This window comes from Candidatus Doudnabacteria bacterium, assembly GCA_037200925.1.
Classification (GTDB): Bacteria; Patescibacteriota; Doudnabacteria; order UBA920; family O2-02-FULL-48-8; genus JBDTSL01.
The window spans coordinates 689,628-713,663 of record JBBCGO010000001.1 but is presented as its reverse complement, the minus strand read 5'-3'; the positions used below and the strand labels follow the sequence as shown (position 1 = coordinate 713,663).

General features: G+C 50.5%; 26 protein-coding genes and 2 tRNA genes. 11 read left to right on the top strand and 17 right to left on the bottom strand.

Going from position 1 to position 24,036, the window contains the following annotated elements:
• The first annotated feature begins 268 nt into the window (after positions 1-268).
• The gene (locus tag WDN47_04165; protein MEJ0021741.1) at positions 269-850 is read left to right on the top strand and encodes a superoxide dismutase; all 582 of its coding nucleotides are present in this window, start codon (positions 269-271) and stop codon (positions 848-850) included.
• Positions 851-926: 76 nt separating this feature from the next.
• On the opposite strand, the gene rplS is transcribed toward WDN47_04165, so the two are convergent.
• From rplS to WDN47_04105, 12 genes are all read right to left on the bottom strand, one after another.
• Complete coding sequence (gene rplS / locus WDN47_04160; GenBank protein MEJ0021740.1) at positions 927-1,271, bottom strand: 50S ribosomal protein L19; 345 nt, start codon at positions 1,269-1,271, stop codon at positions 927-929.
• Entirely contained in the window at positions 1,249-2,151 is a 903-nt protein-coding gene (locus WDN47_04155) for an RluA family pseudouridine synthase (GenBank protein MEJ0021739.1), read from the bottom strand. The genes rplS and WDN47_04155 overlap by 23 nt, the downstream gene beginning before the upstream one ends.
• Positions 2,138-2,830: a tRNA (guanosine(37)-N1)-methyltransferase TrmD gene (gene trmD / locus WDN47_04150; protein MEJ0021738.1), complete on the bottom strand. Its 693-nt coding sequence runs from the start codon at positions 2,828-2,830 to the stop codon at positions 2,138-2,140. Before trmD ends, WDN47_04155 begins: the two co-directional genes overlap by 14 nt.
• Positions 2,831-2,870: 40 nt before the next feature.
• The gene (locus tag WDN47_04145) at positions 2,871-3,224 is read right to left on the bottom strand and encodes a KH domain-containing protein (GenBank protein ID MEJ0021737.1); all 354 of its coding nucleotides are present in this window, start codon (positions 3,222-3,224) and stop codon (positions 2,871-2,873) included.
• 37 nt (positions 3,225-3,261) lie between these two features.
• Positions 3,262-3,606 (bottom strand): 30S ribosomal protein S16, encoded by a 345-nt coding sequence (gene rpsP / locus WDN47_04140; protein MEJ0021736.1) that lies wholly within the window; start codon positions 3,604-3,606, stop codon positions 3,262-3,264.
• Between the two features lie 42 nt (positions 3,607-3,648).
• Positions 3,649-4,188 carry a DedA family protein gene (locus WDN47_04135; GenBank protein MEJ0021735.1) on the bottom strand — a complete coding sequence of 180 codons (540 nt, stop codon included), beginning with the start codon at positions 4,186-4,188 and terminating at the stop codon, positions 3,649-3,651.
• A gap of 80 nt (positions 4,189-4,268) precedes the next feature.
• A complete protein-coding gene (locus WDN47_04130; GenBank protein ID MEJ0021734.1) occupies positions 4,269-6,470 on the bottom strand; it encodes an AAA family ATPase in 2,202 nt (733 codons plus the stop codon).
• Between the two features lie 19 nt (positions 6,471-6,489).
• Positions 6,490-7,173 (bottom strand): ribonuclease III, encoded by a 684-nt coding sequence (gene rnc, locus WDN47_04125; GenBank protein MEJ0021733.1) that lies wholly within the window; start codon positions 7,171-7,173, stop codon positions 6,490-6,492.
• 98 nt (positions 7,174-7,271) lie between these two features.
• Positions 7,272-7,346, bottom strand: a tRNA-Val gene (locus tag WDN47_04120).
• Between the two features lie 149 nt (positions 7,347-7,495).
• Positions 7,496-8,407, bottom strand: a complete 912-nt coding sequence (locus WDN47_04115; protein ID MEJ0021732.1) for a hypothetical protein — start codon at positions 8,405-8,407, stop codon at positions 7,496-7,498.
• A 2-nt stretch (positions 8,408-8,409) separates the two neighbouring features.
• Positions 8,410-10,296, bottom strand: a complete 1,887-nt coding sequence (ftsH, locus tag WDN47_04110; GenBank protein ID MEJ0021731.1) for an ATP-dependent zinc metalloprotease FtsH — start codon at positions 10,294-10,296, stop codon at positions 8,410-8,412.
• Between the two features lie 60 nt (positions 10,297-10,356).
• A tRNA-Leu gene (locus WDN47_04105) sits at positions 10,357-10,443 on the bottom strand.
• 143 nt (positions 10,444-10,586) lie between these two features.
• Between WDN47_04105 and WDN47_04100 the strand changes: the two genes are divergently transcribed.
• The 4 genes from WDN47_04100 to WDN47_04085 all read left to right on the top strand — a co-directional run bounded on the left by WDN47_04100 (position 10,587) and on the right by WDN47_04085 (position 14,543).
• Complete coding sequence (locus WDN47_04100; GenBank protein MEJ0021730.1) at positions 10,587-11,177, top strand: hypothetical protein; 591 nt, start codon at positions 10,587-10,589, stop codon at positions 11,175-11,177.
• Between the two features lie 415 nt (positions 11,178-11,592).
• Positions 11,593-12,789, top strand: a complete 1,197-nt coding sequence (locus tag WDN47_04095; protein MEJ0021729.1) for a hypothetical protein — start codon at positions 11,593-11,595, stop codon at positions 12,787-12,789.
• The gene (locus tag WDN47_04090) at positions 12,719-13,990 is read left to right on the top strand and encodes a vWA domain-containing protein (GenBank protein ID MEJ0021728.1); all 1,272 of its coding nucleotides are present in this window, start codon (positions 12,719-12,721) and stop codon (positions 13,988-13,990) included. The genes WDN47_04095 and WDN47_04090 overlap by 71 nt, the downstream gene beginning before the upstream one ends.
• 64 nt (positions 13,991-14,054) lie before the next feature.
• A complete protein-coding gene (locus tag WDN47_04085) occupies positions 14,055-14,543 on the top strand; it encodes a hypothetical protein (protein MEJ0021727.1) in 489 nt (162 codons plus the stop codon).
• Between the two features lie 322 nt (positions 14,544-14,865).
• Here WDN47_04085 and WDN47_04080 read toward each other — a convergent pair whose 3' ends face one another.
• Positions 14,866-15,333 carry a hypothetical protein gene (locus WDN47_04080; GenBank protein ID MEJ0021726.1) on the bottom strand — a complete coding sequence of 156 codons (468 nt, stop codon included), beginning with the start codon at positions 15,331-15,333 and terminating at the stop codon, positions 14,866-14,868.
• Positions 15,334-15,603: 270 nt separating this feature from the next.
• Here WDN47_04080 and WDN47_04075 point away from each other — a divergent pair, with 270 nt between their 5' ends.
• The 6 genes from WDN47_04075 to WDN47_04050 all read left to right on the top strand — a co-directional run bounded on the left by WDN47_04075 (position 15,604) and on the right by WDN47_04050 (position 21,999).
• A complete protein-coding gene (locus tag WDN47_04075; protein MEJ0021725.1) occupies positions 15,604-16,527 on the top strand; it encodes a hypothetical protein in 924 nt (307 codons plus the stop codon).
• Positions 16,528-16,942: 415 nt separating this feature from the next.
• A complete protein-coding gene (locus WDN47_04070; GenBank protein ID MEJ0021724.1) occupies positions 16,943-18,355 on the top strand; it encodes a hypothetical protein in 1,413 nt (470 codons plus the stop codon).
• A 17-nt stretch (positions 18,356-18,372) separates the two neighbouring features.
• A complete protein-coding gene (locus WDN47_04065) occupies positions 18,373-18,933 on the top strand; it encodes a hypothetical protein (GenBank protein MEJ0021723.1) in 561 nt (186 codons plus the stop codon).
• A gap of 11 nt (positions 18,934-18,944) precedes the next feature.
• Positions 18,945-19,925: a hypothetical protein gene (locus WDN47_04060; GenBank protein MEJ0021722.1), complete on the top strand. Its 981-nt coding sequence runs from the start codon at positions 18,945-18,947 to the stop codon at positions 19,923-19,925.
• Complete coding sequence (locus tag WDN47_04055) at positions 19,918-20,637, top strand: hypothetical protein (GenBank protein ID MEJ0021721.1); 720 nt, start codon at positions 19,918-19,920, stop codon at positions 20,635-20,637. The genes WDN47_04060 and WDN47_04055 overlap by 8 nt, the downstream gene beginning before the upstream one ends.
• Positions 20,638-20,880: 243 nt before the next feature.
• Positions 20,881-21,999 (top strand): hypothetical protein, encoded by a 1,119-nt coding sequence (locus WDN47_04050; protein ID MEJ0021720.1) that lies wholly within the window; start codon positions 20,881-20,883, stop codon positions 21,997-21,999.
• 116 nt (positions 22,000-22,115) lie between these two features.
• Here the strand turns inward: WDN47_04050 and WDN47_04045 are convergent, their stop codons facing one another.
• The 4 genes from WDN47_04045 to WDN47_04030 form a co-directional block, all read right to left on the bottom strand.
• Positions 22,116-22,469, bottom strand: coding sequence for a pilin (locus WDN47_04045; protein MEJ0021719.1), 354 nt, complete (start codon positions 22,467-22,469; stop codon positions 22,116-22,118).
• Positions 22,470-22,479: 10 nt separating this feature from the next.
• On the bottom strand, positions 22,480-22,869 hold the full coding sequence (locus WDN47_04040) for a pilin (protein ID MEJ0021718.1): 390 nt from the start codon (positions 22,867-22,869) through the stop codon (positions 22,480-22,482).
• Positions 22,870-22,994: 125 nt separating this feature from the next.
• Positions 22,995-23,363, bottom strand: coding sequence for a pilin (locus tag WDN47_04035; protein MEJ0021717.1), 369 nt, complete (start codon positions 23,361-23,363; stop codon positions 22,995-22,997).
• A gap of 11 nt (positions 23,364-23,374) precedes the next feature.
• Entirely contained in the window at positions 23,375-24,034 is a 660-nt protein-coding gene (locus tag WDN47_04030) for a pilin (GenBank protein MEJ0021716.1), read from the bottom strand.
• Positions 24,035-24,036 lie beyond the last annotated feature (2 nt).

Below are 24,036 nucleotides of genomic sequence, written 5' to 3'. Positions count from 1 at the left end.
ATTCTGAACTTTATTGTTTGTATCAAATTAAAACGTTGAAAACCCTCTTTCGAAATTTGTGAGAGTGGAAATTTTTAGGATTAAATTGGACACAAAAGAATTAGTCATGAATCAAAGATGCAACCAACGATCAGCAATACTTAAAATTCAATATATTTAGCTTTTTAAGCTATTTCTAATATACCATAAACTGCCTGTATGTCAACCTGCCGATTGACTTGAGTAACAACAAATGTTAATTTGCAAATATCAACATTAACCTATACTTATGAAACAAGAATTGCCAAAACTTCCCTATGCTTATAATGCATTGGAGCCTTACATTGACGCCAAAACCATGGAAATCCATTATACCAAGCATCATCAGGCCTATATAGATAAATTAAACGCCGCTTTGGCAAAATATCCGGAATTGCAGGACAAACCGGTTGACGAACTATTAAGAGATCTCTATTCGCTCAAGGTTGATGATGAGGACCGGATCGCGATCCGCAATCACGGCGGCGGACACCTCAACCATTCCCTGTTTTGGAAGATCCTGGACCCTGCGAACAATAAGAATGAAAAGCTAGTTTCAGATATCAACAAAGTCTTTGGCTCAGTTGATGAATTCAAAAAACAATTTACGGATATTGCGACCAAGCAATTTGGCTCAGGCTGGGCCTGGCTGGCACGGGATGTGTCCGGCAAACTGCATCTGCATGGCATGCCCAATCAAGATTCACCGTATCTGCATGGCCACACGCCGGTTCTGGGCCTTGATGTCTGGGAACATGCATATTATTTGAAATATCAAAACAAACGGCCTGAGTATATTGATGCTTGGTGGAAAGTGCTGAAATTGATATAGAGATATTTTTTGCTCAGTAGCATGCTACTGAGCAAAGTCATGAACAAAAAAACCGCCATCGCTGGCGGTTTTAAATTTATTCTCTGACCTTCGCTTCCTGTCCTTTTCTTGTGTAGTAGAGCTTGGTTTTTCTGGCCGGGGTTTCTTTCACTACTTCTATCTTTTCTATGTTTGGTGAATGAATGGGAAAAATGCGTTCCACGCCGATGCCGGAAGAGATCTTGCGCACGGTCACAGTGCCGTTGATGGCTTTGCCGCCGCGGGTACCGATAACCTGGCCTTCAAATATCTGGACGCGTTCTTTTTCTTTGCCGTCAGGCGAGACATCTTTGATCTTTTGATATACGCGCACGATGTATCCGGCTTTTAGTTTCGGAATTGCCTTTAACTGTTCTTCTCTAAATGTTTGGATCATTGTCATAAGTGATATTAACTTTTTTAAGTATATCTTTTAAATCCCGGGGTAAACTTGAAAATAATTCTATCCACGTCCCATTGGGCAATTGAAACTTGAGTTTATACGCATGCAGGAACTGCCGGGAAAGGATTTTCGTGTCTTCTTTTTTTCCGTAAACCTGGTCTCCAACAATCGGATGGCCGATATGGGAAAGATGAACTCTGATCTGATGTGTGCGACCTGTATGCAATTTTACACGAAGCAAAGAATATTGTCCAGAGTCGGCCAAAACCCAGTATTCGGTCAACGCAGGTTTACCCAATCCGATCTTCATTTTTTGTTTCAGCGGCACCCGTTGTATCGGCAGATCAATCACGTCGTGGGTTTTGGGCGAGATGCCATGAACTAAAGCCAAATATTCTTTTTCCACTTTCCTGTCCAGGAACAGTTTTTTAAAGTATTCAAAGCTTTTGGGATTTTTGGCGATCAGGATCAAACCCGAGGTATCCTCATCCAATCGATGAACAATTCCGGGCCGATGAGGTTCTCCTACGTTTTCAATACCGGGATATTTGGTAATCAAAGCCTGGGCCAGAGTATCTTCCTTGTTCCCGGCACCTGGGTGTACAACCAATCCTGCCGGCTTATCAATTACCGCAACATCGTCATTCTCAAAAACAACTTTTAGTTCCAAATTGCTTGGCTTTAGTTCTTCGCTTTCAAATTCAGGCAGTTCGATCTGGTCACCTGGAGCAATTTTGAAATCAGGCTCAATGATGACTTTTTGATTCACTGAAACCTGGCCTTGTTTGATAGCTTTTTGAACCTTGCCGCGAGAAACACTGGCAACTGTTGCTAAAAATTTATCCAAACGATTCGTTTCTTGTGATTCAAATTTTGGCATTGTTTTTCAATAAATCCGGTCTTCTTTTTTTTGTCCGTTTTAAAGCCTCAGACTTTCGCCATTCATTGATCTTGGCATGATGGCCGGTTAACAAAACTTTCGGTACTCGTTTGCCTTTATAATTTTCGGGTCGCGTGTATTGCGGATATTCAAGAATCCCGTCGCTAAAGCTTTCATTGATCAAAGATTCTTCTTTGCCCACCACGCCCGGGACTAAGCGGGCAACAGTATCCAGAATTGCCAGAGCCGGAATTTCGCCGCCCGTCAAAACAAAATCGCCCAAAGATATTTCCATGTCAACCAGATCACGAATGCGCTCGTCAAAACCCTCATAGCGACCACAAATTAAGCAAATAGTTTTGTAGTCAGCTAATTTATTGGCTGTTCTTTGATTGAAAACTTTTCCCTGCGGAGTCATCAGAATTATCGCTTGTCCTTTTTTGCCTTTCCTAAGTTTTAGACTCTTCAGGGCCTTATCAATAATATCAACTCGCAAGACCATACCCACCCCTCCGCCGTATGGTCTTTGGTCTACGCTTTTATGTGCCCCTTCTCCCCAATCCCGCAAATTCTTCAGTTCGATCCTGATCAATTTTTTCGCCAGAGCGCGCTTAAGTAAGCTTACGTTCAGGTAAGACTCAAATGCTTCGGGGAATAAAGTTAGAATAATAAATTTCATTTGGGAATTAAAAACCCCGCACAGTTTGCGGGGTTTTGATTTAGAGTTTAAACTCGTCGATGTCGGTTGCCAATTCTTTATCCGTATCTTTTGACTCCCGACCTTCCGTATCTCTCGAATCCCGGCCCATCGGCCGCTTCGAACCTTCCGGTTCGTGGATCTTCAGATTCACGCGAGACTTTCTTTTTGCCCCGACCACCCGCAGTAATGTGCGAATGGATTTGGCGGTCTGGCCTTGCCGGCCGATCACCTGACCCATATCTTCCGGGTGCAGGTGCAGGGTGATCAACACCCCCATCTCGTCCACTGTCCGTTCGGTTTTCACATCTTCGGGATGATCAACCAGAGCGCGCACGAGATATTCAACAAATTCCTGGTCTTGTTCTTGTGCCATGTCTGTATGGTTAATTGTTAAATAAATAATACCAAATCTACGCTGGGGATTCAACCTTAGCAGGTTCTGCCGGCGCAGCAGCCTCACTCACCACAGCGGAAGCACCCGCTTTTTTCTTGGGCTGCCAGGCTTTAACCTTCTTGCTGGTTACCAATTTTTTCTCTACGAATAAATTGTGGACTGTCGGAGAAATCTGGACATGCTGGGCGATCCAATAGTTCAGCCGTTCCGGGTCTTTGATGCCGAAGTTCTTGCTGCGCGGATTATAGTGCCCCAAAACTTCCAAAACTTTTTTGGACGCGCTGCGGTGAGCCTGCGCCAAAACGATCCGGAAGTCGGCTTTGTTCTTGGTCCCTGTACGTTGTAATCGTATTGTTAACATATTTTTTATGCCTGCATAGCATAACAAAAGTAAGTTGCAAGGTCAACTCCTTAAAGAAACCGCTTTTAAATGTCTTCTGATCCAGTAGATAATAAAAATCACGATAACAGCAACTATCAGTATATCAAATTTTCTGAAATAGTTTTCCAGATCATGCCAATGCTCGCCCAGGCGCTGCCCCAGCCAGGCCAAAAAATAGGACCAGATAAAAGAGCCGATGAAAGCTGTTATCGTAAACGATAAAAAATCAACTTTACTGATGCCGGCGGGAATCGAAACGAAAGTCCTGATCACAGGGAGCAGGCGGCCGAAAAAAGTCGACCAATGGCCGAATTTTTTAAAAAACTTTTCAGTCAGGTTAAGTTCCCGTTCACTCAAGAAAACCCAATGGCCGTAACGCTCAATCAAAGGCCGTCCGCCGTAATAGCCTAAACAATAAGTCAGCCAGGAGCCTATCGTAGAACCGGTAGCGCCTGCCAAACCCAAGCCTAGCAGACTGAATCTTTGGGAAGCCACCAAAAATCCGGCAAACGGCATGATGACCTCGCTCGGCAAAGGAATTGCAGCCGATTCAATTGCCATCAATACTGCAACGCCGGTGTATCCCCATAGATCAATCGTATGAATTATAAAATTCGTTATATGTGAAAAAATATTTGCGATCATTTCACTTCGATCTTTTCCGCCTGCTCAAGTTTTAACGACAAGATCTTGGAAATCCCTTCCTCGGTCATGGTCACGCCATACAGCGTATGGGCCTGGCGCATAGTTTCGCGGTTATGCGTGATCGTGATGAACTGCGTTTGATGGGCCAGAGTTCCCAGAATACTGGCAAAACGGATGGAATTGGCTTCATCAAGGGCTGCATCAACCTCATCCAGAACCACGAACGGCGAAGGATAACAGGCCAGCATGCTGCAAAGCAAAGCAATTGCCGTAAGCGCCCGCTCGCCTCCTGACAGAGCCGTGATCGAGGCCAGTTTCTTACCCGGTGGCGTGGCTTTTATTTCAATTCCGACGATTTCCTGCACGGCTTTTTTATGCCTGACCCCGTCCATTGCTGCGGATTCTTCCTCATCTTCCTCGGCTTCTTGCAGACTTTCCTCCGATTCCTTTGCGGCACGAAGCAGACTCATCTGCGAGCGTCCGCCGTTGAACAATATCCGGAAATATTCAGAGAACTTCGCAGAAATTTTATCGAACGCCTCGTCAAACTGCTTCTTGATGATCTGGTCCAGATCTTCGATCACGCTCCTAAGATCAACCACTGCCTGGCTCAGATCAGACGATTGTTCGGATAAATAGTCAAACCTCTGCTGAGTTTCTTTAAACTCATTTAAAGTCGATTCATCAATGCCGCCGGCCAACTCCAGCTGATGCTTTAATTTTAATATTTGATTCGGCAGATTCGGCAGAATCTGAGGTTTTTTGTACCGGGCAAGATCTGCCGGGATCTGGCCCAAGGCTTCCTTGATCTCTTTGTGGAGCCCTTCTAGTCTCGTTTCCAACTTGGCTTTCTCCACCAAAACCAGGTTTTGTTCGTCTTTGAGGCGGACTAATTCCAGCGATTTACTGCGGAATTTTTTTTCTTCTTCGGTCAAAAATCCTTTTTTCTGCCTTTCTTCGGCCAATAATTTATTCTTGGCGCTGTTTTGTTCATGGATCTCTTTCACGATCACTTCAAGCTTAACATCTAAAGTTTTCTTCTGATTTAGCAATTCATCATTGGCCGGTTTCAGATCCTGATGGGCGGGATCGGAATGCTTGCTGAAACTTTCCACCAATTCTCTTAACTTGTGCCTGATCTCGGCAATGTTATCCGCCTTGAGCGAATCCAGGATCATTTCAAATGAATGCTTGAATTGGACAAGTTTATTTGAAAAATTTTCTAAAGAAAATTTATTAGCTGCATCATTGGATGATTCCAATTTCAGCTTGCCGCGAAGTTCCGCCAATTGTTCCAGCAGAGTTAATTTTCCATCCTCTAAATCCTTGAGCTTTTTTTCCAATTCTTCGATAAAATTATTTGCTTTTCCGGTCTGCTGTTCTTCTTTATCCAAAGTTTTCTGGAAGGCCGCGATCTCACTATCCGCCTGCGTGATCACCGCGCTTTTGATGGCCAAACGTTCTGCTACTGCATTAAGTTCCGTTTCCAGCAAAAACGACTGATTGCCGAAATATTCCATTTGCAAAATACTCAATTCAGATGCAAGAGCTTCGCGCTCCTCCATGCGCTTGGCCTGGCGCTTTAAGGACTTGAGCCTTGGCTCGATCTCCTTCAGAAGCTCCGAGACCCGGCCCAGGTTTTCCTCGGTCTGCGCCAGGCGCCTTAATGTTTTTTCACGCTTCAAATAATAAGGCTTGACCCCGGATGCTTCCTCGACCAAATTTTTGATCTCAGAGGGACCGGCCAAAACCATCTGATCAATGGTTCCCTGGCCTATCACGGCATAATTTGTCGCCCCAAAACCAGAACGCATGAGCGCGTCTATCACGTCGAACAGTCGGACCCGCTGGTTGTTCATCAGGTATTCTGAGTCGCCGTTGCGGAACAATCTTCTGGTGATCACCACTTCCCCATATTCCACGGGAATCTTATGATCTTTATTGTCAAAAGTTAAAGACACTTCAGCCACGGAAAGCTTGGATTTTTTGTCTGAGCCGGCAAAGATCACGTCCTCGGATTTTTTACCGCGCAGCAGCTTCAAAGACTGCTCGCCCATGACCCAGCGGAGAGCATCAGCCACATTTGATTTGCCCGAGCCGTTCGGACCGACCACGGCAGTCATTCCGGGATCAAAATCAAGCACGGTTTTATGCGCAAAGGATTTGAACCCCTGCAGTTCCAGTCGCTTTAAATACATTTAGTGTTAGTTTCCCGAATTATAGATCAGAAACCTTGAGGCCGTTTTCCGCCGCCGCAATTTCCGCCTCCTGTTTGGACGGGCCTGAACCCTTGGCGATCTGCTTGTCATTGATAAACACTCCAACCTCAAAATTTTTGTTATGATCAGGCCCCCATTCGGCCAAAACCTTATAATGCGGCGTCACGCCCAGCTTTTCCTGCGCCAGTTCCTGAAATTTGCTTTTGGGGTCCAGGATATTGCCGGCATTTACTATGGTTTCCAGATGATTGATCACAAAATCATGGATGAAAGTTCTTGATACCTCAAATCCCGAGTCCAGATAGATCGCGCCGATCAAGGCCTCAATTGCATTTGCCAAAATCACCTGGCGAGCTCTTCCCATATCGTTTGATTCTCCTCGGGAAAGCAAAATGTACTTATCCAGTTCCAGGCTGCTGGCAATTTCGGACAACATCTTATAATTGACCAAAGCGGAGCGCAAATTGGTCAGTTCGCCTTCAGGGTTGGGAAAATTCCGGTACAGGTACTCGGTTGTGATCAATTCCAAAACCGCGTCGCCCAAAAATTCCAGGCGCTCGTTATGCGCCAGCGGCCAGCGGCGGTTCTCATTCAGATATGAACGATGGGTCAACGCTGACTGCAGCAGGTTCCGGTCTTTAAATTGTATTTTTATTTTAGTCTCGAGTTTTTCTAGGTCCATAGAGATCGATTCTCTGCGAACTACGAATTTTTTACGAAAATACGAAACAAAACTTTCGTACTTACGTAACTTTTCGTAATTTCGTAGCTTTAATTTTCTGGTGGGCGGTGCTGGGATCGAACCAGCGACCCTTTCTACGTCAAAGAAATGCTCTACCACTGAGCTAACCGCCCTCGTCGCAGTCTTGCAGATACTTCGCAATTTCGCAAAAGGCGAAATGTGCTACGATCTGCAGATGCTCCTCTCAAAAAATTTGTTCTCGCCCAGCTCTTGCAAGCACGAGCTGGGCTGCGACTCAAATTTTTTGTAATTATATCAATTATCAAACAATTTCCGGCACTGGCAGAGACTCCTCTTCCTCCAATTTCTGCGGTTTGATCAGCTCGAGGAAAGCCAGAACCCAGGCGGTTTGCGCAAAGGTTGCAACCAGAGCCTGGATAATTAAAAAAACAATTGAACCGGCAGTTACAGAAACGATCGTCAAAGCGACTCCGGCACCGAAACCTACTTTATGATAAGCCAAATATGCCAAAAGAACAAATGGCAAAGCCGTGATCGCAGCGGCTATTAGGCTTGCTAAAAAAGCCAAAACAGCCAAGCAGAACAACATAAAACTGAAGACCAGAAGAGTGAACCAAAACTGACTGACAAGTTCAAAACTGCGTTGGATCGCCTCGCCTATTTTGAAATCATGCAATACGACAAACATCGGAGCAAGAAAGCTGATCAAGGCCGCAATAACGGAAATCGGAATAAAAATAATCAAACCAATTGCTGAAAGTATCAGAGCTCGGATAAAGAATTTGAGAGAAAATAGGTAAAATATAGGCCCGCCGATAACAACTAATGCCAGAAACAAAGCTATTTGCATCAGCAAAAAAACTCCAAGCAAACGCAAATGAAAAAGCCCGCCATAATTAAAACTTTTGACAAAAGAGGTTTCCTGCCTGTCAATAATCGCTTTCACCGCAATGATATTGCCTGCCCGGGCCTTGAACAGCAAAAGGATCAATTCCAAGATCACGCCCAGGACGATAAGCAAAGTCAGATTTCCCAAAAAAGCATGGTTTTGAAACCATGAAAGATCACCGGAGTTAGTGCCTTGGCTTTGAAAAACATAGTTGAAATTAAAAAAATTCCCGAACAGCAAAAACAGGCCGAAGATCCATAAGAACTTGTTGTTCCAAACGATCTCATAAGCCTGTTTGAATATTTTGCGGTACGGTAAGATCATCTCTAGACCGGAACTGATGACAGCCCCCCGGTCGCAATATTCTTGTTTAACTTTTCCTGGGGAATGATATCGGCGACGAGGTTCTCAAACTCTGCGCGCTCTATTGTCTCTTTCTCGATGAGTTCATTAGCGATCAAGGTCAGCTGCTTGCGGTATTTTTTGATAACGTCCGCAGCAGTGCGGTATGCCCGTTCAATGAAACCGGAGACTTCTTCGTCGATCTTGGCGGCAACTTTCTCCGAATAATTCTTCTGCTCGGAAATCTCGCGGCCCAAAAATATCATCTCGTGTGTGTCGCCAAAGGTCATGGGACCCAGAGTTTCCGACATGCCGTAACTGGTCACAAGTTTGCGGGCAAGGCCTGTGGCCACGCGCAGATCATTGGAAGCGCCTGTGGTCAGTTCATCAAAGATCATTTTCTCTGTGGCATAGCCGCCCAATGACACGGCCAAGTCTGCCAGAAATTCAGATTTGGAATGCAAGTTCTTATCCTCGCTCGGCAGCTTCATGGTATAGCCTGCCGCCCTGCCGCGGGATACTATGGAAACCTTATGCACCGGGTCGGCGTGCGGCATGACCGTAGCCACCAGAGCATGGCCGGCCTCATGCCAGGCCGCGATCTCTTTTTCTTTCTTAGACAGCAAATGGCTTTTGCGCTCCGGTCCGAGCATAACTTTCTCTATGGCTTCGATCAATTCATTTTGTCCGACCACTTTTAGGTTTCGCCGAGCCGCCAAAATCGCCCCTTCATTTATCAGGTTGGACAAATCAGCGCCGGAAAATCCGGGGGTGCGTTCGGCAATTGCCCGCAAATTGACCTCTTTAGCCAACGGTTTGCCGATAGAATGCACTTTCAAAATAGCTTCCCGGTCATTGATATCCGGCGGGTCCAAAACCACCTGCCGGTCGAATCTGCCGGGACGAAGCAGAGCGGGGTCTAAAACATCCGGCCGGTTGGTCGCAGCGATCACAATGACATTGGTCTCATTTTCAAAACCGTCCATCTCCACCAGGATCTGATTTAAGGTCTGCTCACGCTCGTCATGTGAGCCGCCCAAACCCGCTCCTCTTTGCCTTCCCACAGCATCTATCTCATCTATAAACACAATGCACGGAGCATTCCGTTTGGCTTTCTTAAATAAATCGCGCACGCGGGAAGCGCCAACTCCCACGAACATCTCCACAAACTCCGAACCGGAAATATGGAAAAAAGGCACATTGGCTTCCCCGGCCACGGCGCGGGCGACCAGGGTCTTGCCGACTCCGGGAGGCCCCAGCAGCAATACGCCTTTGGGAATGCGCGCGCCAAGCGAGAAAAATTTCTGCGGAAAACGCAAAAACTCCACAACTTCCTTCAATTCTTCTTTCGCTTCCTTGATCCCGGCCACATCGGCAAAAGTCACGCGCTTTCTTCGGTCTGACTGTTCAAGGAGCTTAGCGCCCGATTGGCCGAATGACATTGCGCGATTGTTTGATCCTTGGACTTGGCGCATAAGAAACCAGATGAAAGCCCCGATCAAAAGGAACGGAAGCGCAAACGGCAGAATGGTTGACTGAAGAATAGAAGTTGAACCTGAGAGCGGTTCAATGTTCGCGTCCTTGATCTTAGAATTATCAACCGCGTATGTATTTTTTAATGTGTCTGAAAGAACAGAGGATTTTTCTTTAGTGGATATTTGTTTGGTTCCATCTTTAAGATAAACCGTCAGATCAACCTCGTTGTCGGAAACCTCAATTTTATTAATCTGTCCGGCGCTAACCTCATCAGCAACTTTGCCCAGTGTCACTTGACTGACATTGGCATTGTCATTGTTGAAAAGCGTAAAGGCGCCGGCAATGACCAGGAATATGGCGAGAATTATAAGCAGGTTGCGAAAAAATTTGTTCATAGCTTATGAATTTTACATGAAACAGCTCAATATGTCAATCTTGCAAACCAATGAATTTTTTGGTGCCGACGGTCGGATTCGAACCGACATGCTCTTGCGAGCGCTGGGTCCTAAACCCAGTGCGTCTGCCAGTTTCGCCACGTCGGCGTATCAACCAACTTATTTATTATAACAAAGGCCGTTGAATAGTGAAACGGTAAACTATTGACATTGAACCAACATTAAACTATACTAGCATACTGCACATTTACGTTTTTTGAAGGCAGTTATTAGAAAACCTAAGGAGGGTCATGAAATCTGAACAAGCACCTGTGAGCACTTCGCACGTTGTTTCTACACCGATAGTCACAGTCGACTTTCCCCCGATGCCGAAACCTGAAGATTTTCAGATCAGATGGAACTCTAGTGATCTTCGAGAACAGCGTGAAGCCTACTACCACGCGCTGGAAACTTGGAAAGAGGCAGTCAAGATCATGACGGATGGTATCAATCTGAACCATTCCGGGCAGACTCGATCGCAGGCCTCATCCTCATCGTCACCTTCCCCGGCACGCCCTGTTGCTGAAACAATCCCTGAAAAACAGACTCTTGCGATCAAGGTAGTCAATCCACCGAGAGACCAAGATCCTGTCACAGGCCTGTTCTTGGTGACTGTGGCAACTACGGTCAATGGGAAGGCGGCTGATCTTCCGTTTATAGCAGTTTCAGACATTTCGATCGTATTCAAGCAACGAATCGAAGGCACTCTCATTCCGGTAACAAACTTCTCATCGAACTCGCCGGGAAACTATATGCTATATGTCGATTTTCCCGGCTTGATGACGAAGATAGTATTTCAGCTAGAGGATGGTGGGACAGCTGAAGTACGCTTGCGCAAGTAAATCGCCGGGCCTTAGCCCTGCTTCATTTCCTTGAGGGGATCCTCTGATCTCCTCTTTTTTTATTTCTTAAATTAATAAACCCCTCAAAGTAAATTTGACAATACTTATATTATATGGCGCAATCAATTTTTCTGATGTCAAAAAACCCTCTAAAAAATAGGTCTTTTATTGAATGTCTTGACAAAATGACCCGAAAGTGATAATCTTTAAAGTTACTTTAATAATAAATCCCTGTTCATTTTTTTGTCTTTCCGAATAGCCTACAGGAACTGTTTCGGTAAGCTTTTCGGCAAGATAATCTCTTGCCGTTTTTGTTTAAGGAGGCCTGTTCTTTACAACTTGAATAGCTACTTATTTACAGACCGATTCCGGTCTTTCCACATACACAACCGTTTCCTCGAAAGGAACCACAAGGATGACTTGCCCGGAATGCAACGAACCTGTTGCCGAAGGACGGGACTATTGTGGGACGTGCGGTGCACCTCTCACAAACCCGCCTCCTGCAATCGGTAACGGTCCCCCGCAACAAGAGGACCTGATCGGCAACACACTCATCGACGAGCCGGAGCACCAGCCGGAACTTCCGGCTGGGATTTCGCTCAACGACCGGATGAAAGTGGCCACGGGCTGCGACCACGTGATCGGCAAGGTCAAGGAAAACAACCAAGACTATTGCGCGATCAGCAGGGTCGACTATCCGCTTCACGGCTACTGCGTCATTCTGCAAACCGGTGCCGACGGCATCGGCGGCGGTACGGGCGGAGAACGCTGGGCCGCCACCACGGTCCATCTCTTTCTCGCGGCAATGGGCGTGCGCCTCCCGGCGTTCGACCAAGAAGACAAATTCGTCGACCGCGACCAATTCTGGCAGCTTCTGAACGAAAAGGTGAAGACTTATTTTTTCCCCAGCATCAACTGGGTGACGGGGTGCGTCTACAGCTTCGGCGTACAGGAGGTCGGAATTGACAAGCATCAGCGGCCGGCGAAAGTCTTCGGTGCCACATGGACAGCCAGTGTTCTGATCTGCGATCTCAAAAAAGGACGCGGCATCATGCACGGCTACTGCGTCGGCGACCCCGCCCTGTTCCTCATAACTGAGGACAAGGTGGAAAAGCTCAACACTGACGATGCCTGGGCTGAAGGACCGCATAAAGGATCTCTTACCCGCTGGGTCGGACAAAGTCCGCAAGCCAACGGCCAAGTTATCCTCCGCGAGTTCCAACTCGATCAGGAGACTCCTTATGTACATATTCTGCACTGCTCGGATGGACTGACGAACATGCTCAGTCCGGACGCCATCGCAGGTATCGCACGGGGTGAAGCCGAACCAGAACACGCTGTCAGCCAGCTTCTCGACCAAGCCGTCAACGTCCAATTGCCATACGGCCAGGTTCTTGAGCCCGAGAAAGACCCGCCGATCACGCCGGGCGACGACAATGTTTTCGCCGCGATCACAACCATCCGTTCAACCTTCGTCGAAGGAGCTTACGATCATGAAGAGACCGAATCTCAGTCTTTCCTGCCTGACACACTCAGTGCAGATGAAGATGAATCCCGCGCTCGTACCGACGGTGAAAACCTGCATCAGCATCAGGATGCCGGAAAGCAGTGAAGGTGAAAACGACGGCAACGTCGCACTCGCCCTCGTCCTCGACGTCTCCAACTCGACCGACAACCCCATCAGCTCTGATGGCGGCAGCGACAATCAGATCTACAAGGCCATCAAAAGCGCTGCCAAGCAGGTCATTGACCTGCTCCGCGACGGCGACCAGGTTGCCATCATCACCTTCCACCGAGATGCGAAGATGGCATTGCCTTTCACCTTGTGCAATACGGACGGCAAGGAAGCCGCACTCAGCGCGATCGAAGACGATGTCTACCCGCAGGGAGGCACCAACTACAACGTCGGGCTGGACACGGCCAGGCGCGAGCTGGGGAAGATCGCGGGAATGACGCGCGCCATCGCTTTCATCAGCGACGGCGCGCACGAAGCGCACTTCGAAGACCCGCGCCCCATGTCGACCGAGATCCGCGACGGCGGCATAGTCATCTACACGGCCAGTGTCGCGGACAACCTCTCGGCGGACGATGAAATGCGCCTCAAAGAAATGTCGGGCGGGGCGAACTTCAAACCCTGCTCGTCATCGTTCGAGGTCGGCAAGTTCTTCGCAGGCTCGCTCCGCAAGGCGATTCACGCCTCGGTCACCAATGCCCGGTTGGAGTTCACTCCCATCGGCCTGGTCCAGGAGGTGGCGCACTGCGAATTTGTCTGGAAGAACGGCAAGCGCAACTACGTGGCCGGTTCCAACACACCGGCAACCGTGCAACTCGGCGAGATCGGTCCCGGTGACCGACTCGACGTGTTCGTGCAATTCGTCACCCAGATGCCGAAGTTCCCGGACAACGTTGATAGCCAGGAACGCACTTTCGGCAAACTCGCGGTGTTCGGCGCCTGCTCAGGCATGGGCATCAATGACCCGATCGAGCTGGCAAGCGATGAGATGCGACAGAGATTCGCGAAGGTCACCGGCGGCAAGGTCAACTCCTACGTGGAAAAGATCGCAGCGCAGGCCGACGCGGCGCGCGCTCTCGATCAGGCCAGCAGGACCACGGACGCCAAAGCGCAACAGGACATCCTCGGCAAGGCCGCGGAAAGAGTGAAGCGCGCAACCCAGGTGTTCGCCGACGACGCTGATCTGGCGGGATCCCTCACGGATCTTGACCAGCTGCGCCAGGAGTCTGCGACCAAGGGCGGCTCAGCAACGGCCAAGAAAGCCGGACGCGCCACTCAAGTCTTCACCGACGACGACTAGATCATCCTACCCGGCTGCCACAAAAAGCAGCCGGGATCGACTCACCTTCTATGGAGACAATCACATGAAGTGTAACGCATGCGGAAACATCGGCTTTACCGCCACCTCCTGTCCGGACTGCGGCAGCGAGGATCTGACAACGGAAGCCGGTTCCTCCTCTCAAACGACCGACGCTGTGGCAGTCAACGAAGCGCCGCCGGCCATGCCGGATATGCCGAGCGTGAGCGTCCCCACAGACGTCAAAGGTCCGGTGGTCGGCACCATCGTTCTGCCGGACGCACGCCGCATCGAGATGCGCGAGGGTGACGAGTTCACCATCGCGCACACCGACACCGACGAGACGGTCACGTTCAAGAGCGACGACGAAACCGTGTCGCGCACGCCGGTGAAGATCTTTGCCCGCGACGGCAAGATGTTCGCGACCGGCGGCGGCGGCAACGGCTTCTCACTCATCACCACAGTCCGGTACAAGCCGATGGACTCGGTGGAAATTCCGCGCGGTGCCAATGTCGCGGTGACCGCCGGCAAGACCGCAAGGTTCCCCATCAAGTAGCTATTCGTTCAAGCAAGTTAGGGAGAGAGTTCATGGACATGATGTCCTTGCTCTCTCCCATCTCTTTTTACTGCGAGCATTATGGATTTAAGCTGATTGATTCCACGATGGTCTCAGTAAGACCAATTGTTCTTTCGAATTTACATCTCGCCGCAAGGCGATCAACATCAACTCGTTTCGCAAGAGGAGAGCCGATATGCCTATCCAACGAAGATGCCCGAAATGCAGCCGTGATTATCCAGAGGCAGCAACCCTCTGCATCAATCCGGCCTGCAGCAATCTCGATCCCCAGCCACCCGCGGCGTTGATCGCAGGAACGGCCCTACCCGCGGCAACAGACGAGTACACTGTTATCAGAGTGCTTGGCTGGGGCGGTATGGCCACGACATACCTGACGACCAATCGCAGTGGCGACCAGCGCGCCGTGAAGGAAATGCTGCCCAGCGGCAATCCGAAGGTTCAGCGCAAACTGGAAGCCATGTTTGAACGTGAAGCGCATATCCAGGAACGGCTTGGCCATCAACTTGTGGCCAATCCTCCAGTATTCGCTCCGTTCCCCATCGGCGAAGGAGCGTTCCGCGCTCATGGACGGCTGCTCATGGCCATGGAGTTCATGCCCGGCGAGGATCTGGACAAGATCCAAGACCGCGTCGGCTCCATCCCGTTCCTGCAAGTCTTGCCGTATGGTATCGAGATCTGCATTATTCTTCGAGACTACCTGCACGGCTATGTCGAGATGGGCATCGCCAAACCGGTCATCCACCGGGACATCAAACCTGCCAATCTCCACGTCCTTCGCACAAGCAACACAGCCTGTCTTCTGGACTTCGGCATTTCTCGATTCGAATCCTTCTCCGCCGCCACTATGGGTCGGGGCGGCACCCGAGCGGGAAGCCCGGCGTTTGCCATGCCGGAGCAGTTGCAGAAAGGAAAACCGATCTCTGCCTCCACAGACATCGGGAGCTTGTGCGCTTCTCTCTGGGCACTGATTGCCAACGCCAAGGACTTCCCGGACACCCGGCCCGACCAGCTGCATGCTATTCGCACGTTCGTTCAGGACGTGGAGCTGCAGGCGGTCCTCATCAAGGGAACGGATGAAAATCCCGCCGGACGATACCAGTCGGCGGAAGAACTCCGGCTGGAACTGGTTCGCGTTCACGAAGCGCACCAACCTCTGCCTGTCCATCTCCGGCCTGTCACCAAACCCGCACCTGTGCCTGTTGCAACACCTACAGTTGCCGCTCCCGTTCCCCAACTGGCGGGTCGATACAAGATCGTTTGGGGAAAAACACCGACCGTGGTCATGCCCAACGGTACCGAGTACCAGAGGGATCTCATGGGCAAGGTCATTGAAGTTCACCGATTCAGCCGCAACCAGCCGGTACCTGCCGTCAACGTTGTCGTGGCGGACATCGTGGACAGCGGCGGCGGACATCCGACCGGTGTCAGCCGAGTGCTCACCGATGCGACGGGTTATTTCCATCTTGATCAGATCGACACTCGCGTGCCGATCACAGTCGTGGAACGGCGGCTGCGCATCGTTGTGGAAGAAACCACGGGAAGGCCGATCCACGACGAAACGGTCAGAGTCAATCGGCCGCGCACGCACGCCGCAAGCCAGAAAGCGCAGCAAGCCGGTGTGTGGTTAAAAAATCATGCCGGTTCGTTCAACCAGAAAGCACACAAAGCCGGTCAGTGGTTCAAAGGTCACGCGGGTTCGTCCAGCTCCGCGACAGCAACAACTAATCTGTACGTGCTGTTCGCGGTGGTATTCACAATCACGGGTCTCGTCGGCGTCGCGTTAAAAAATCCGTGGCTTGCGACCTTGCCTTTCTGGTTGGCATTCGTTTCCGGGCGTGCGGCTAATCTTTCGCGACGCGGGAAATTACCTCAGTCATGGAGATGGGCCGTCTATCCAAGATTATCCACGATCGTTATCGGTTCGTGGTTGATCTTCCTTATCGCCCATCTTGTCGGGCGATAGCAGCAAACTCAAAGGAGGTTTGTCTATAAGTATGTAGAGTCGTCAGATTGCGAAAGCATCTGAACGGCTCTTTTTTTAATTAAAGTCACTAATTCGTCTATTTGACATATATTACCAATTTATGGTATAATCACTTTCTAACAGAATTTATACTATAACTAACTCACGCCTTTATATTGGGCTTTTTGATTTATACTATTGACAAAACACCTCATTTATGCTAACATACTTAATCACCTCCATGGTGATTCCGGTACCTCAGATGAGGCGCCGGAAGCTCCTTGAAAACAGAATATCTCTATATCGTCGCCTATAAAAAGGCGGCTTTAACAACAACATCAACAGTTCATCAGTTCAGTTCGTCAACATCAGCATCAGCTCCTCAGCGCATTGCGTGAGTGGGCCCGGAGGCACAATGAGTAGTACAGGAACGGTCAATCGATTCTCTTCAGGTGGCCACGACGGGTTTATTCGACCCGACGGCGGTTCATCTGACGGCTTAGCCGACGTTCACTTCAGCATCAGAGGACATACTCCTCCTGAGATGAAGATCATCGGAACGCGAGTTGAGTACGACTCGATCGACCGGCCGAAAGGCCCGCACACAGACAATGCACGAGTGATCGCTGCTGCACCGACTACACCGATCGCCGCACCAATTCCGGCGCCGGCGCCTGTTGCGCCGATGCCGGACACGAAGCCCTTACGGGTCTGGTGGGGGAAACCCCGACTCGCAGCCGATAAGACACTACTAATAGCTGAAGTGTTTATCGCCCGCGGAACCCAACCCGTACTCGACCTTCCTGTACAGTTGATCGTCAACGGCAAGAAGTTCGAGAAACCGACCTACCTCGACAGTGTCATCGGTAGCGTCACCTACCTGTTGCCTATCAAGCCCAACACCAAACAAGTGGGCCTCAAGGCGCAGATCGGTGAACGGCTCTACTCTTGTGTGTGGTACAGCGATTCGCTGGAAGCGTTTGGAGCAACTCTGGAAGCAAATCTTACGGCTCCTCCCGCAGACAGCAACGTCGCAACCGACACTCACGAACCGGCGCCGCCTGCTTCCGAACCAGTCGAACCGCCGAAGGTCGCGAAAGCGATCAAGGTGCTCGAGACTGGTACCGACAACGAAGGCTTTACAACCTTCGAAGTCCTGACCCTGACCGAAGATGGGCCAGATGCCGAAGGCGTGCCGGCAGACTACACAGTCATTAGCAGCGCAGAGCTGGAAGCTGTGGAGTCTGACCAAGTACAGACCGCGCGTTCGTACGGGAACGTCACGGATGAAGACGGACAGGATATCGTCCCGATTCGTCCGAGCAAACCCGGCGAAGCGACTGTCTACTTTCGTCTGACCAAGTTCCCGGCTAAGTTGCAGGGACCTTTCACGGTCACACGAAAGGAAGTCGTCCCGCCGGCAACAACTGAACCCGAACCGCCACCGGCGACAGAGCCGTTGGCACCGGCCGAACCGCAAGCTCCTCTCAAGACCTGCAAGCATATTACCGCCGAAGTCGTACAAGGAGATTCTGGATTTTCCAACATCCTCAAGATCAAGACACGTACGGGAGAAGATCCCGACGCGTCTGATGTCGCTTGCGAGCTCACGCTCAAAGGCATGGGTGAAGGCGAACTCCAGATCGGGACACAGCGTGGCAGGACTATTACCGTTTCAACGGACGCGAATGGGCGATTCACCGAGCAGGTGTTCTTCGTCCAGCCGCACCACCGCGGTCGGGTAATTATCCACTGCACGACCGACCCCGACGTTTCTATCAACGAACCCTTGTACATCAGGCATCCGGAAAACGCAACGCGGCCATAACGCCGCAAGAGGACAACATGGGAATTTTAGCAGCACTCAAAGCAGCACTTCAGCCGGCGGGAGATATCTCGGATCTGATCCTGTTGTTCCGGGATCTGAAGCGCAACACGTTCGATAACATCCCGCCGCACATTCAGGTTCACTTCCGCAAGGGCGACGCCTTTCAGGTGTTCCGACGCGCTCTGGCGGATCCCCGAATGACTCTGCCGGAGCAGGACGCGGTGAGAGCAATTCTCAAGGCTCTCCGCGCCGACCAGCAGAAGCAGGAGTACTTCATCCTCCACGCCGCCGCGCACGGTGGCTTGGACAGTCTGGATGATACGGTTGTCTACTTCAAGTACCTGGCAACTATGTCAACGGATGAAGCGCTCAAAGACCTCGAAGACCTCGACGTGACTCAGCCGCACGCTACGATCAAGACAACGATGGGCACTGTTGTCAGCGGTGTCAAGAAGACGGGAACGGCGATCAAGAACGCCGAAGCCGCCATCTCGACCGGCATTGACAACAGTAAGGCCAAGGGTCTTCTCGACCGCTGGGCCACGTCTCTCGAAAACAAAACAGGCATCAAGCCGTAAGGAGAAGTGACATGACACCGACTCTGATTCTCATCGTCGCTGTCCTGCCGATCATTCTCTTGATCGGCGGGATCCGCAGGTTCGTACTTCAGGTTCTGTACGTTGTAATGCAGGGGCTCATCTGGCTTGTTCAGCGGATGTTCGCCACCGTACCGGCTTGGATGATCCGACTCGCTATCAGTCTGGGCAACGCCGCTCGCGGAACGCTCAACTGGATCACGACAGTGCTTCGCGTCGTCGGCTGGTTGCTCGTAGCCGTAGTGCTGATCAATGTGATCGGCATTGCCTACGGCAACCTCACGGTCCTGGCAGTGGAAGCTGCCCTGATCGCTACGTGTGCGTACATGCTGTTCAAGTTCTCCTCGATCTTCGGTAAAACGTGGGGAGCGACGACCGCAGTCGTACTCTATGGCCTCGCGATCTTGGGATTCCTCTGGCCGGCTTCAATACCGGTCAGCCCCAAGGCCCTGGCTCTGTTGCTTCTTGCTCTCCCGATGACAGACATTCTCTGGCACACGGGAAGAGGAGCAGCAGTTCCAGCGTGGATCAAGTGGTCGGTAAGAACCGCGGCGGTGTTGTTCATCGTCGCGGCAACGATCGTTATCACGGTCACCCAGATCGGGTGGCTCAATGTCGGCTGGAACCGCGTCAAGTACGAAAACCAGCTGATCAAGAACCAGTCTGACCGCCAGGAAGGGTTGCAGAATTTGGGCTTGTCGGAGATCGACAAGACCAACGCTTCAATCTACTTCTGGCGGCAGCAGGAGACCAAATACGGCGGACTCAAAGACGCCGATCAGAAGCAGCTCGATGAGTTGCTTGCTCTCCTCAAACGTCAGGAAGCAGCGGTGGCCAAGGGCGAACCCAAGGTACCGAACATGGGCTGGGAAATGCCTGACGAAGACTCACTGCTGCCGATCGCCATCGCGCTCGTGGTGGCATTGGGCATCGGGCTCATGGTCACAAGAAAAGGAGGGTCATCACATGCGTAAGATATTCGTCGGCGCCTTCTGGTTCTTGCTGATCGGCGTCGGCTGGTGGTTGTGGCGCACCAACACCTGGACCCCGCAGCGTGCGGAACAGGAGAAGACCACAGCGGCGATCAAGACTGCGTCATCAACCGCAGCCGGAAAGAGCAAGGAGCTCTATTCGGATATGAACGCCGGGTTCAAGAAAGACGGCGACGTCAACACTCGGGAACTGCGCGACACGGTTCTCCCCCGGGCAGCGAAGGCGAACGAGATTCGCCAAACCTACGAAGAAGCATTGGCGACTGCGGATGGCAAAACCATCAGGCAGGCGCCGATGTTCGTGAATGCCATGAATCCCCAGTGGCAGGGGCACATCGTATTCGAAGGTCCGCTGATGGTCTACGGAGTCACTGGCTACGTGGATACAGACAGCGGAGTCGGGAAGTTCACTTCCACACCGGACGGCATCAAGAAAGCTGACGGCTTGGAAAGATTCCCTCTGCCGTTGGACGACAACCAACTGCATCTGGCACTGATCGGCCGTGTATGTCACACGGCAACCGATTGCACTGAGCCGTTCTTCATCGGCTCAGCCAAAACGTTCTGTCCCGCGCAAGTGGGCAAGACGGGATGGATCGAAATGAAGGTAAACCAGAACAAGTCTCTTATAGGAGGCAATACAGGAGGATACTCGTACAATCACCAACCGGCTCCCAGCCAGGCGTGCCAATAGCACGCTTTGGCTGAACGACCGGTTCGGACTCAAAGGGTGCATGAAGCTTACCAGCTTCTGCACCCTTTTCTTTTTGCCAAAAATATAAGCCAATTGCCGCATATTGCGGGGCTTTGGACATAGGGTCTTGACAAAACACCCTTTTTATGCTAAACTGATATATTACTAAACGTCTCTGTTTAGTATGCCTTTACAACACAACAACACAGGCCTAAATGGCCAATGCCCAAGGAGGGTATTTGCATGAAGCGTTTACTGTCACTGTCCACGCTGTTCGTTCTCGGTCTCACCGTCAACAGCCACGCGGCACAACCACAGACTATCTCCACTACGATCGGCGAAGCTGTGAACTTTGTAGTAGTTTGCGCCGGTTTCAACGGCGTGGTCTACGAGCAAGGCGCGCGCATTCAAAATCAGAAGCTGGCAGTGCCGGCCAAGATCGAAAAATGCGACGCCAATGCAATCGGCAACTTTCTGCCCGGTTTGTACGTTGCACAGCTTGATGACCAGAATGTCCTGCACATCCGCCTCGCGCAAGCGGCGACCGGCACCTCACCCGCTCCTGCCCAATCCACGACCTTCCTCGGCCTGCCCGTTGCGGCCGACGGAACCGTGACGCTGCCGAACGGCACTACAACGTCCCGCTCCAACCTGGAGACGGCGTTACGGATCAATCCGGATCTCGTGAGGGAAAACCTTGCGGGGATGGTGCGGGCTCAACAGGCCAGACAATCGAGTCTGGATAACCTGACGCGTCCCTTGACCCAGGCAAATGGCCAACCGGCCGGGCTTCCGAAGTGCGAGCCGCTTGGCTACACTCAGGCGCAATTGCCGAATGCAAAGCCGGTGGATCTCGAAGTTCCGTCTGCCTACTCAGGCTACATGGGCAACACCTGGAACGGTTTGCCCTACTTTGTAGACCTGGCACACCGGGATCAGTCGCGGCGTTTGGACAACAGCTGGAACACGGCTTCAGTCAAGTTCAAGGGTCGCAAGCGCGGCCGAGACGAGAAGTTTCTCGAGAAGGTCTCGGTCGTCGCGCTCGTCCACGATACCCAAGGTTGCCCGAGGCAGTTCGTCATCGTTGATGCTGCTGAAGGGAATAACCGGTGGGACTCGGATGTTACGGTGCCCATCAACGCGGACCAATCCGTGACTCTGCTGTTCATCCTCGAGGATGGATCAGAGAATCCGAGGGCATTCGGCCGGCAGCTCTGGCTGCAGCCGCGTGCGGTCCAGCACAACGCAACCCCGGTCATCGTGCAGGAGCAGAAGCTCTCCACTGCACGGGATCGCTATAACCTCAAAACTCATGTCTTCCAAGAAGACGTGAGCGGCGAGATCAAACCCGCGGACAAATAAGCTCGCGGACCAATCTACAAGGCCAACTGTCGCTGACAGTTGGCCTCTTCTTTTTGATAAAAAAACAGCCCATCAGCGGGCCGTTTCTTTATTGTATATTATTCGTAATTTTCTGATCAGTTAACTCCGAAAAATGTGCTCACGACTCTGACTATTACGTAAGACAGAACAATAATCACGATTCCGATAACGGCATTCTGTAAATTTTTCTTGCCCCGTTCCGCCAGTTCCTCGTTTCCTGCTGAAGTTATGTACTGGAAACCGCCGATGATGATGAACAGCACCGCCACAAGCCCGGCTACTCCCAGCAGCATATCAATTACAACAATAACTAATTGGTGTACGCTGGAAGTGGTACAAGCCTGCCCTAAACCGACCTGGCAATCACCCCCGCTAAGCAAATCAGCGCGGCTTAAAAACGGCAGTGCCAAACCGAATAATGTAAGTAATAGGCCGTTAATTTTTTTCATGTTTGATTTCTTATGCCTGGTTGTTGATCAAAGCGTTGGAGATGACGCGCACGATGACGAACGACAAAATGATGACCACGATACCGATGATGGCATTGGTGATGATCTTTCTGGCTTGTTCCGCCGTCTCTTCATTGCCGGCTGAAGTGATGTAACGAAAGCCGCCGATGATCAGGAACAAAACCGCGATCAGTCCGGCCACGGCCAAAGCCACATTAATGACCTGCAAAATTATGCTCGTAAAGTTTGAGTTGTTCGGCAATCCGCCGGTAGAGTTCGGGATCGTGTATTGGGCCAGAGCCAAAGGAGCCAGCGCAAAAACAAAAGTGAGCACAATGGCGGAAATTTGAGTTATCTGGATAACCGAAAGCTTTTTGAACCAATTGGAAATTTGTTTCATAATGTTTTTATTAATTAATTATATTTTAATATTTAGTATTGCTTTCGTCAACCCATTCGGCTAATCGCTCAGGGTTGACCTCGAGCACCCGCCGAGAGGGTCAAGAAGACTTGAGTTCGACCTTTTTATACTTTTGCTAAGGCATTTGATATAACAGCTACGATCACATAAGATAGGACAACTATCACTACTCCTATTATAGCATTGGTCAGGGTTTTCCTGCCAGCTTCCGCCTGTTCTTCGTTCCCGCCCGAGGTTATATACTGGAAACCACCGTAAATGACAAAAGCCACGGCCAGAAGTCCGGCTATTCCCAAAGCTCCCTTGATGAAAAACAAAATAATGCTTTTAAAATCGGTGCCTGGGCCTGTGGTAAAGTAGTCAGGGGCAGGATTGCTGATTTGCTGGGCAAAAACCACAGGCGCATGAAACAACAGGAAACTTAAAACAGCTGCCGATAACTTGTGTAGATTTTTTGCCAAAAATTTTCTCATAAATTAATTTATTATTTTAATCCAAAAAGAGTCGCGGTCGCGCGAATGATCACATAAGCCAGAACAATAGTGATGACCCCGGCAACCGACCACTTTAATCCGTCTTTGGCTATTGTCGTCTGCTCCTCATTGCCGCCGGCCGTCATGTAGCGAAAACCGTTAAATATGATCATCAAAATTGCGAGCACCCCGACGATCCCCAAAAAGTTAAGGAGGAGGTTTTTCAAAAATACCGTAAAATCTGCGCTTCCCAAAGGATTAACCACGGTCGGGGCCGGCGAATTCGGATCAATCTGATTGAGATTCTCCGCTCCCAGAAATTTTATGGTTGCCGCAATTATTATATAGGAACAAATCGCCAGTACAAAACCGTAGATCGTCCAGGTCAGGGTTTGCTTAGCCTTCTGGATGCTCTCCGGGTTGCCCTGGGAGATCAGCATTTGGAAACCCGCAAAGACCACGGCCATGATCGGAATTAAAGTGGTAAAGCCGGCAAAAACGATTAAAATCTTAAGGGCAAGCTCTTTAAGAGTCGTGGCTCCGGCTATCGGATTGCAAAGCGCGCCGGAAGCAGGCTGGCCCGGCTGACAGTGCCCCTGGGCAGAGACCATGAAAGCTGTAAATAGACCAAAGACGATAAGAGGTATTAAAACTTGTTTTCTGAATTTCATCA

Coding starts and splice junctions, on each gene's coding strand:
- WDN47_04100 (MEJ0021730.1), top strand. CDS start 10,587: ATGAAATCTGAACAAGCACCTGTGAGCACTTCGCACGTTGTTTCTACA.
- WDN47_04090 (MEJ0021728.1), top strand. CDS start 12,719: ATGAAGATGAATCCCGCGCTCGTACCGACGGTGAAAACCTGCATCAGC.
- WDN47_04165 (MEJ0021741.1), top strand. CDS start 269: ATGAAACAAGAATTGCCAAAACTTCCCTATGCTTATAATGCATTGGAG.
- WDN47_04070 (MEJ0021724.1), top strand. CDS start 16,943: ATGAGTAGTACAGGAACGGTCAATCGATTCTCTTCAGGTGGCCACGAC.
- WDN47_04095 (MEJ0021729.1), top strand. CDS start 11,593: ATGACTTGCCCGGAATGCAACGAACCTGTTGCCGAAGGACGGGACTAT.
- WDN47_04035 (MEJ0021717.1), bottom strand. CDS start 23,363: ATGAGAAAATTTTTGGCAAAAAATCTACACAAGTTATCGGCAGCTGTT.
- trmD (MEJ0021738.1), bottom strand. CDS start 2,830: ATGAAATTTATTATTCTAACTTTATTCCCCGAAGCATTTGAGTCTTAC.
- WDN47_04050 (MEJ0021720.1), top strand. CDS start 20,881: ATGAAGCGTTTACTGTCACTGTCCACGCTGTTCGTTCTCGGTCTCACC.
- WDN47_04040 (MEJ0021718.1), bottom strand. CDS start 22,869: ATGAAACAAATTTCCAATTGGTTCAAAAAGCTTTCGGTTATCCAGATA.
- WDN47_04115 (MEJ0021732.1), bottom strand. CDS start 8,407: ATGATCTTACCGTACCGCAAAATATTCAAACAGGCTTATGAGATCGTT.
- WDN47_04045 (MEJ0021719.1), bottom strand. CDS start 22,469: ATGAAAAAAATTAACGGCCTATTACTTACATTATTCGGTTTGGCACTG.
- rpsP (MEJ0021736.1), bottom strand. CDS start 3,606: ATGTTAACAATACGATTACAACGTACAGGGACCAAGAACAAAGCCGAC.
- WDN47_04145 (MEJ0021737.1), bottom strand. CDS start 3,224: ATGGCACAAGAACAAGACCAGGAATTTGTTGAATATCTCGTGCGCGCT.
- rplS (MEJ0021740.1), bottom strand. CDS start 1,271: ATGACAATGATCCAAACATTTAGAGAAGAACAGTTAAAGGCAATTCCG.
- WDN47_04065 (MEJ0021723.1), top strand. CDS start 18,373: ATGGGAATTTTAGCAGCACTCAAAGCAGCACTTCAGCCGGCGGGAGAT.
- WDN47_04085 (MEJ0021727.1), top strand. CDS start 14,055: ATGAAGTGTAACGCATGCGGAAACATCGGCTTTACCGCCACCTCCTGT.
- WDN47_04155 (MEJ0021739.1), bottom strand. CDS start 2,151: ATGCCAAAATTTGAATCACAAGAAACGAATCGTTTGGATAAATTTTTA.
- WDN47_04030 (MEJ0021716.1), bottom strand. CDS start 24,034: ATGAAATTCAGAAAACAAGTTTTAATACCTCTTATCGTCTTTGGTCTA.
- WDN47_04060 (MEJ0021722.1), top strand. CDS start 18,945: ATGACACCGACTCTGATTCTCATCGTCGCTGTCCTGCCGATCATTCTC.
- WDN47_04135 (MEJ0021735.1), bottom strand. CDS start 4,188: ATGGCAATTGAATCGGCTGCAATTCCTTTGCCGAGCGAGGTCATCATG.
- ftsH (MEJ0021731.1), bottom strand. CDS start 10,296: ATGAACAAATTTTTTCGCAACCTGCTTATAATTCTCGCCATATTCCTG.
- WDN47_04130 (MEJ0021734.1), bottom strand. CDS start 6,470: ATGTATTTAAAGCGACTGGAACTGCAGGGGTTCAAATCCTTTGCGCAT.
- WDN47_04055 (MEJ0021721.1), top strand. CDS start 19,918: ATGCGTAAGATATTCGTCGGCGCCTTCTGGTTCTTGCTGATCGGCGTC.
- rnc (MEJ0021733.1), bottom strand. CDS start 7,173: ATGGACCTAGAAAAACTCGAGACTAAAATAAAAATACAATTTAAAGAC.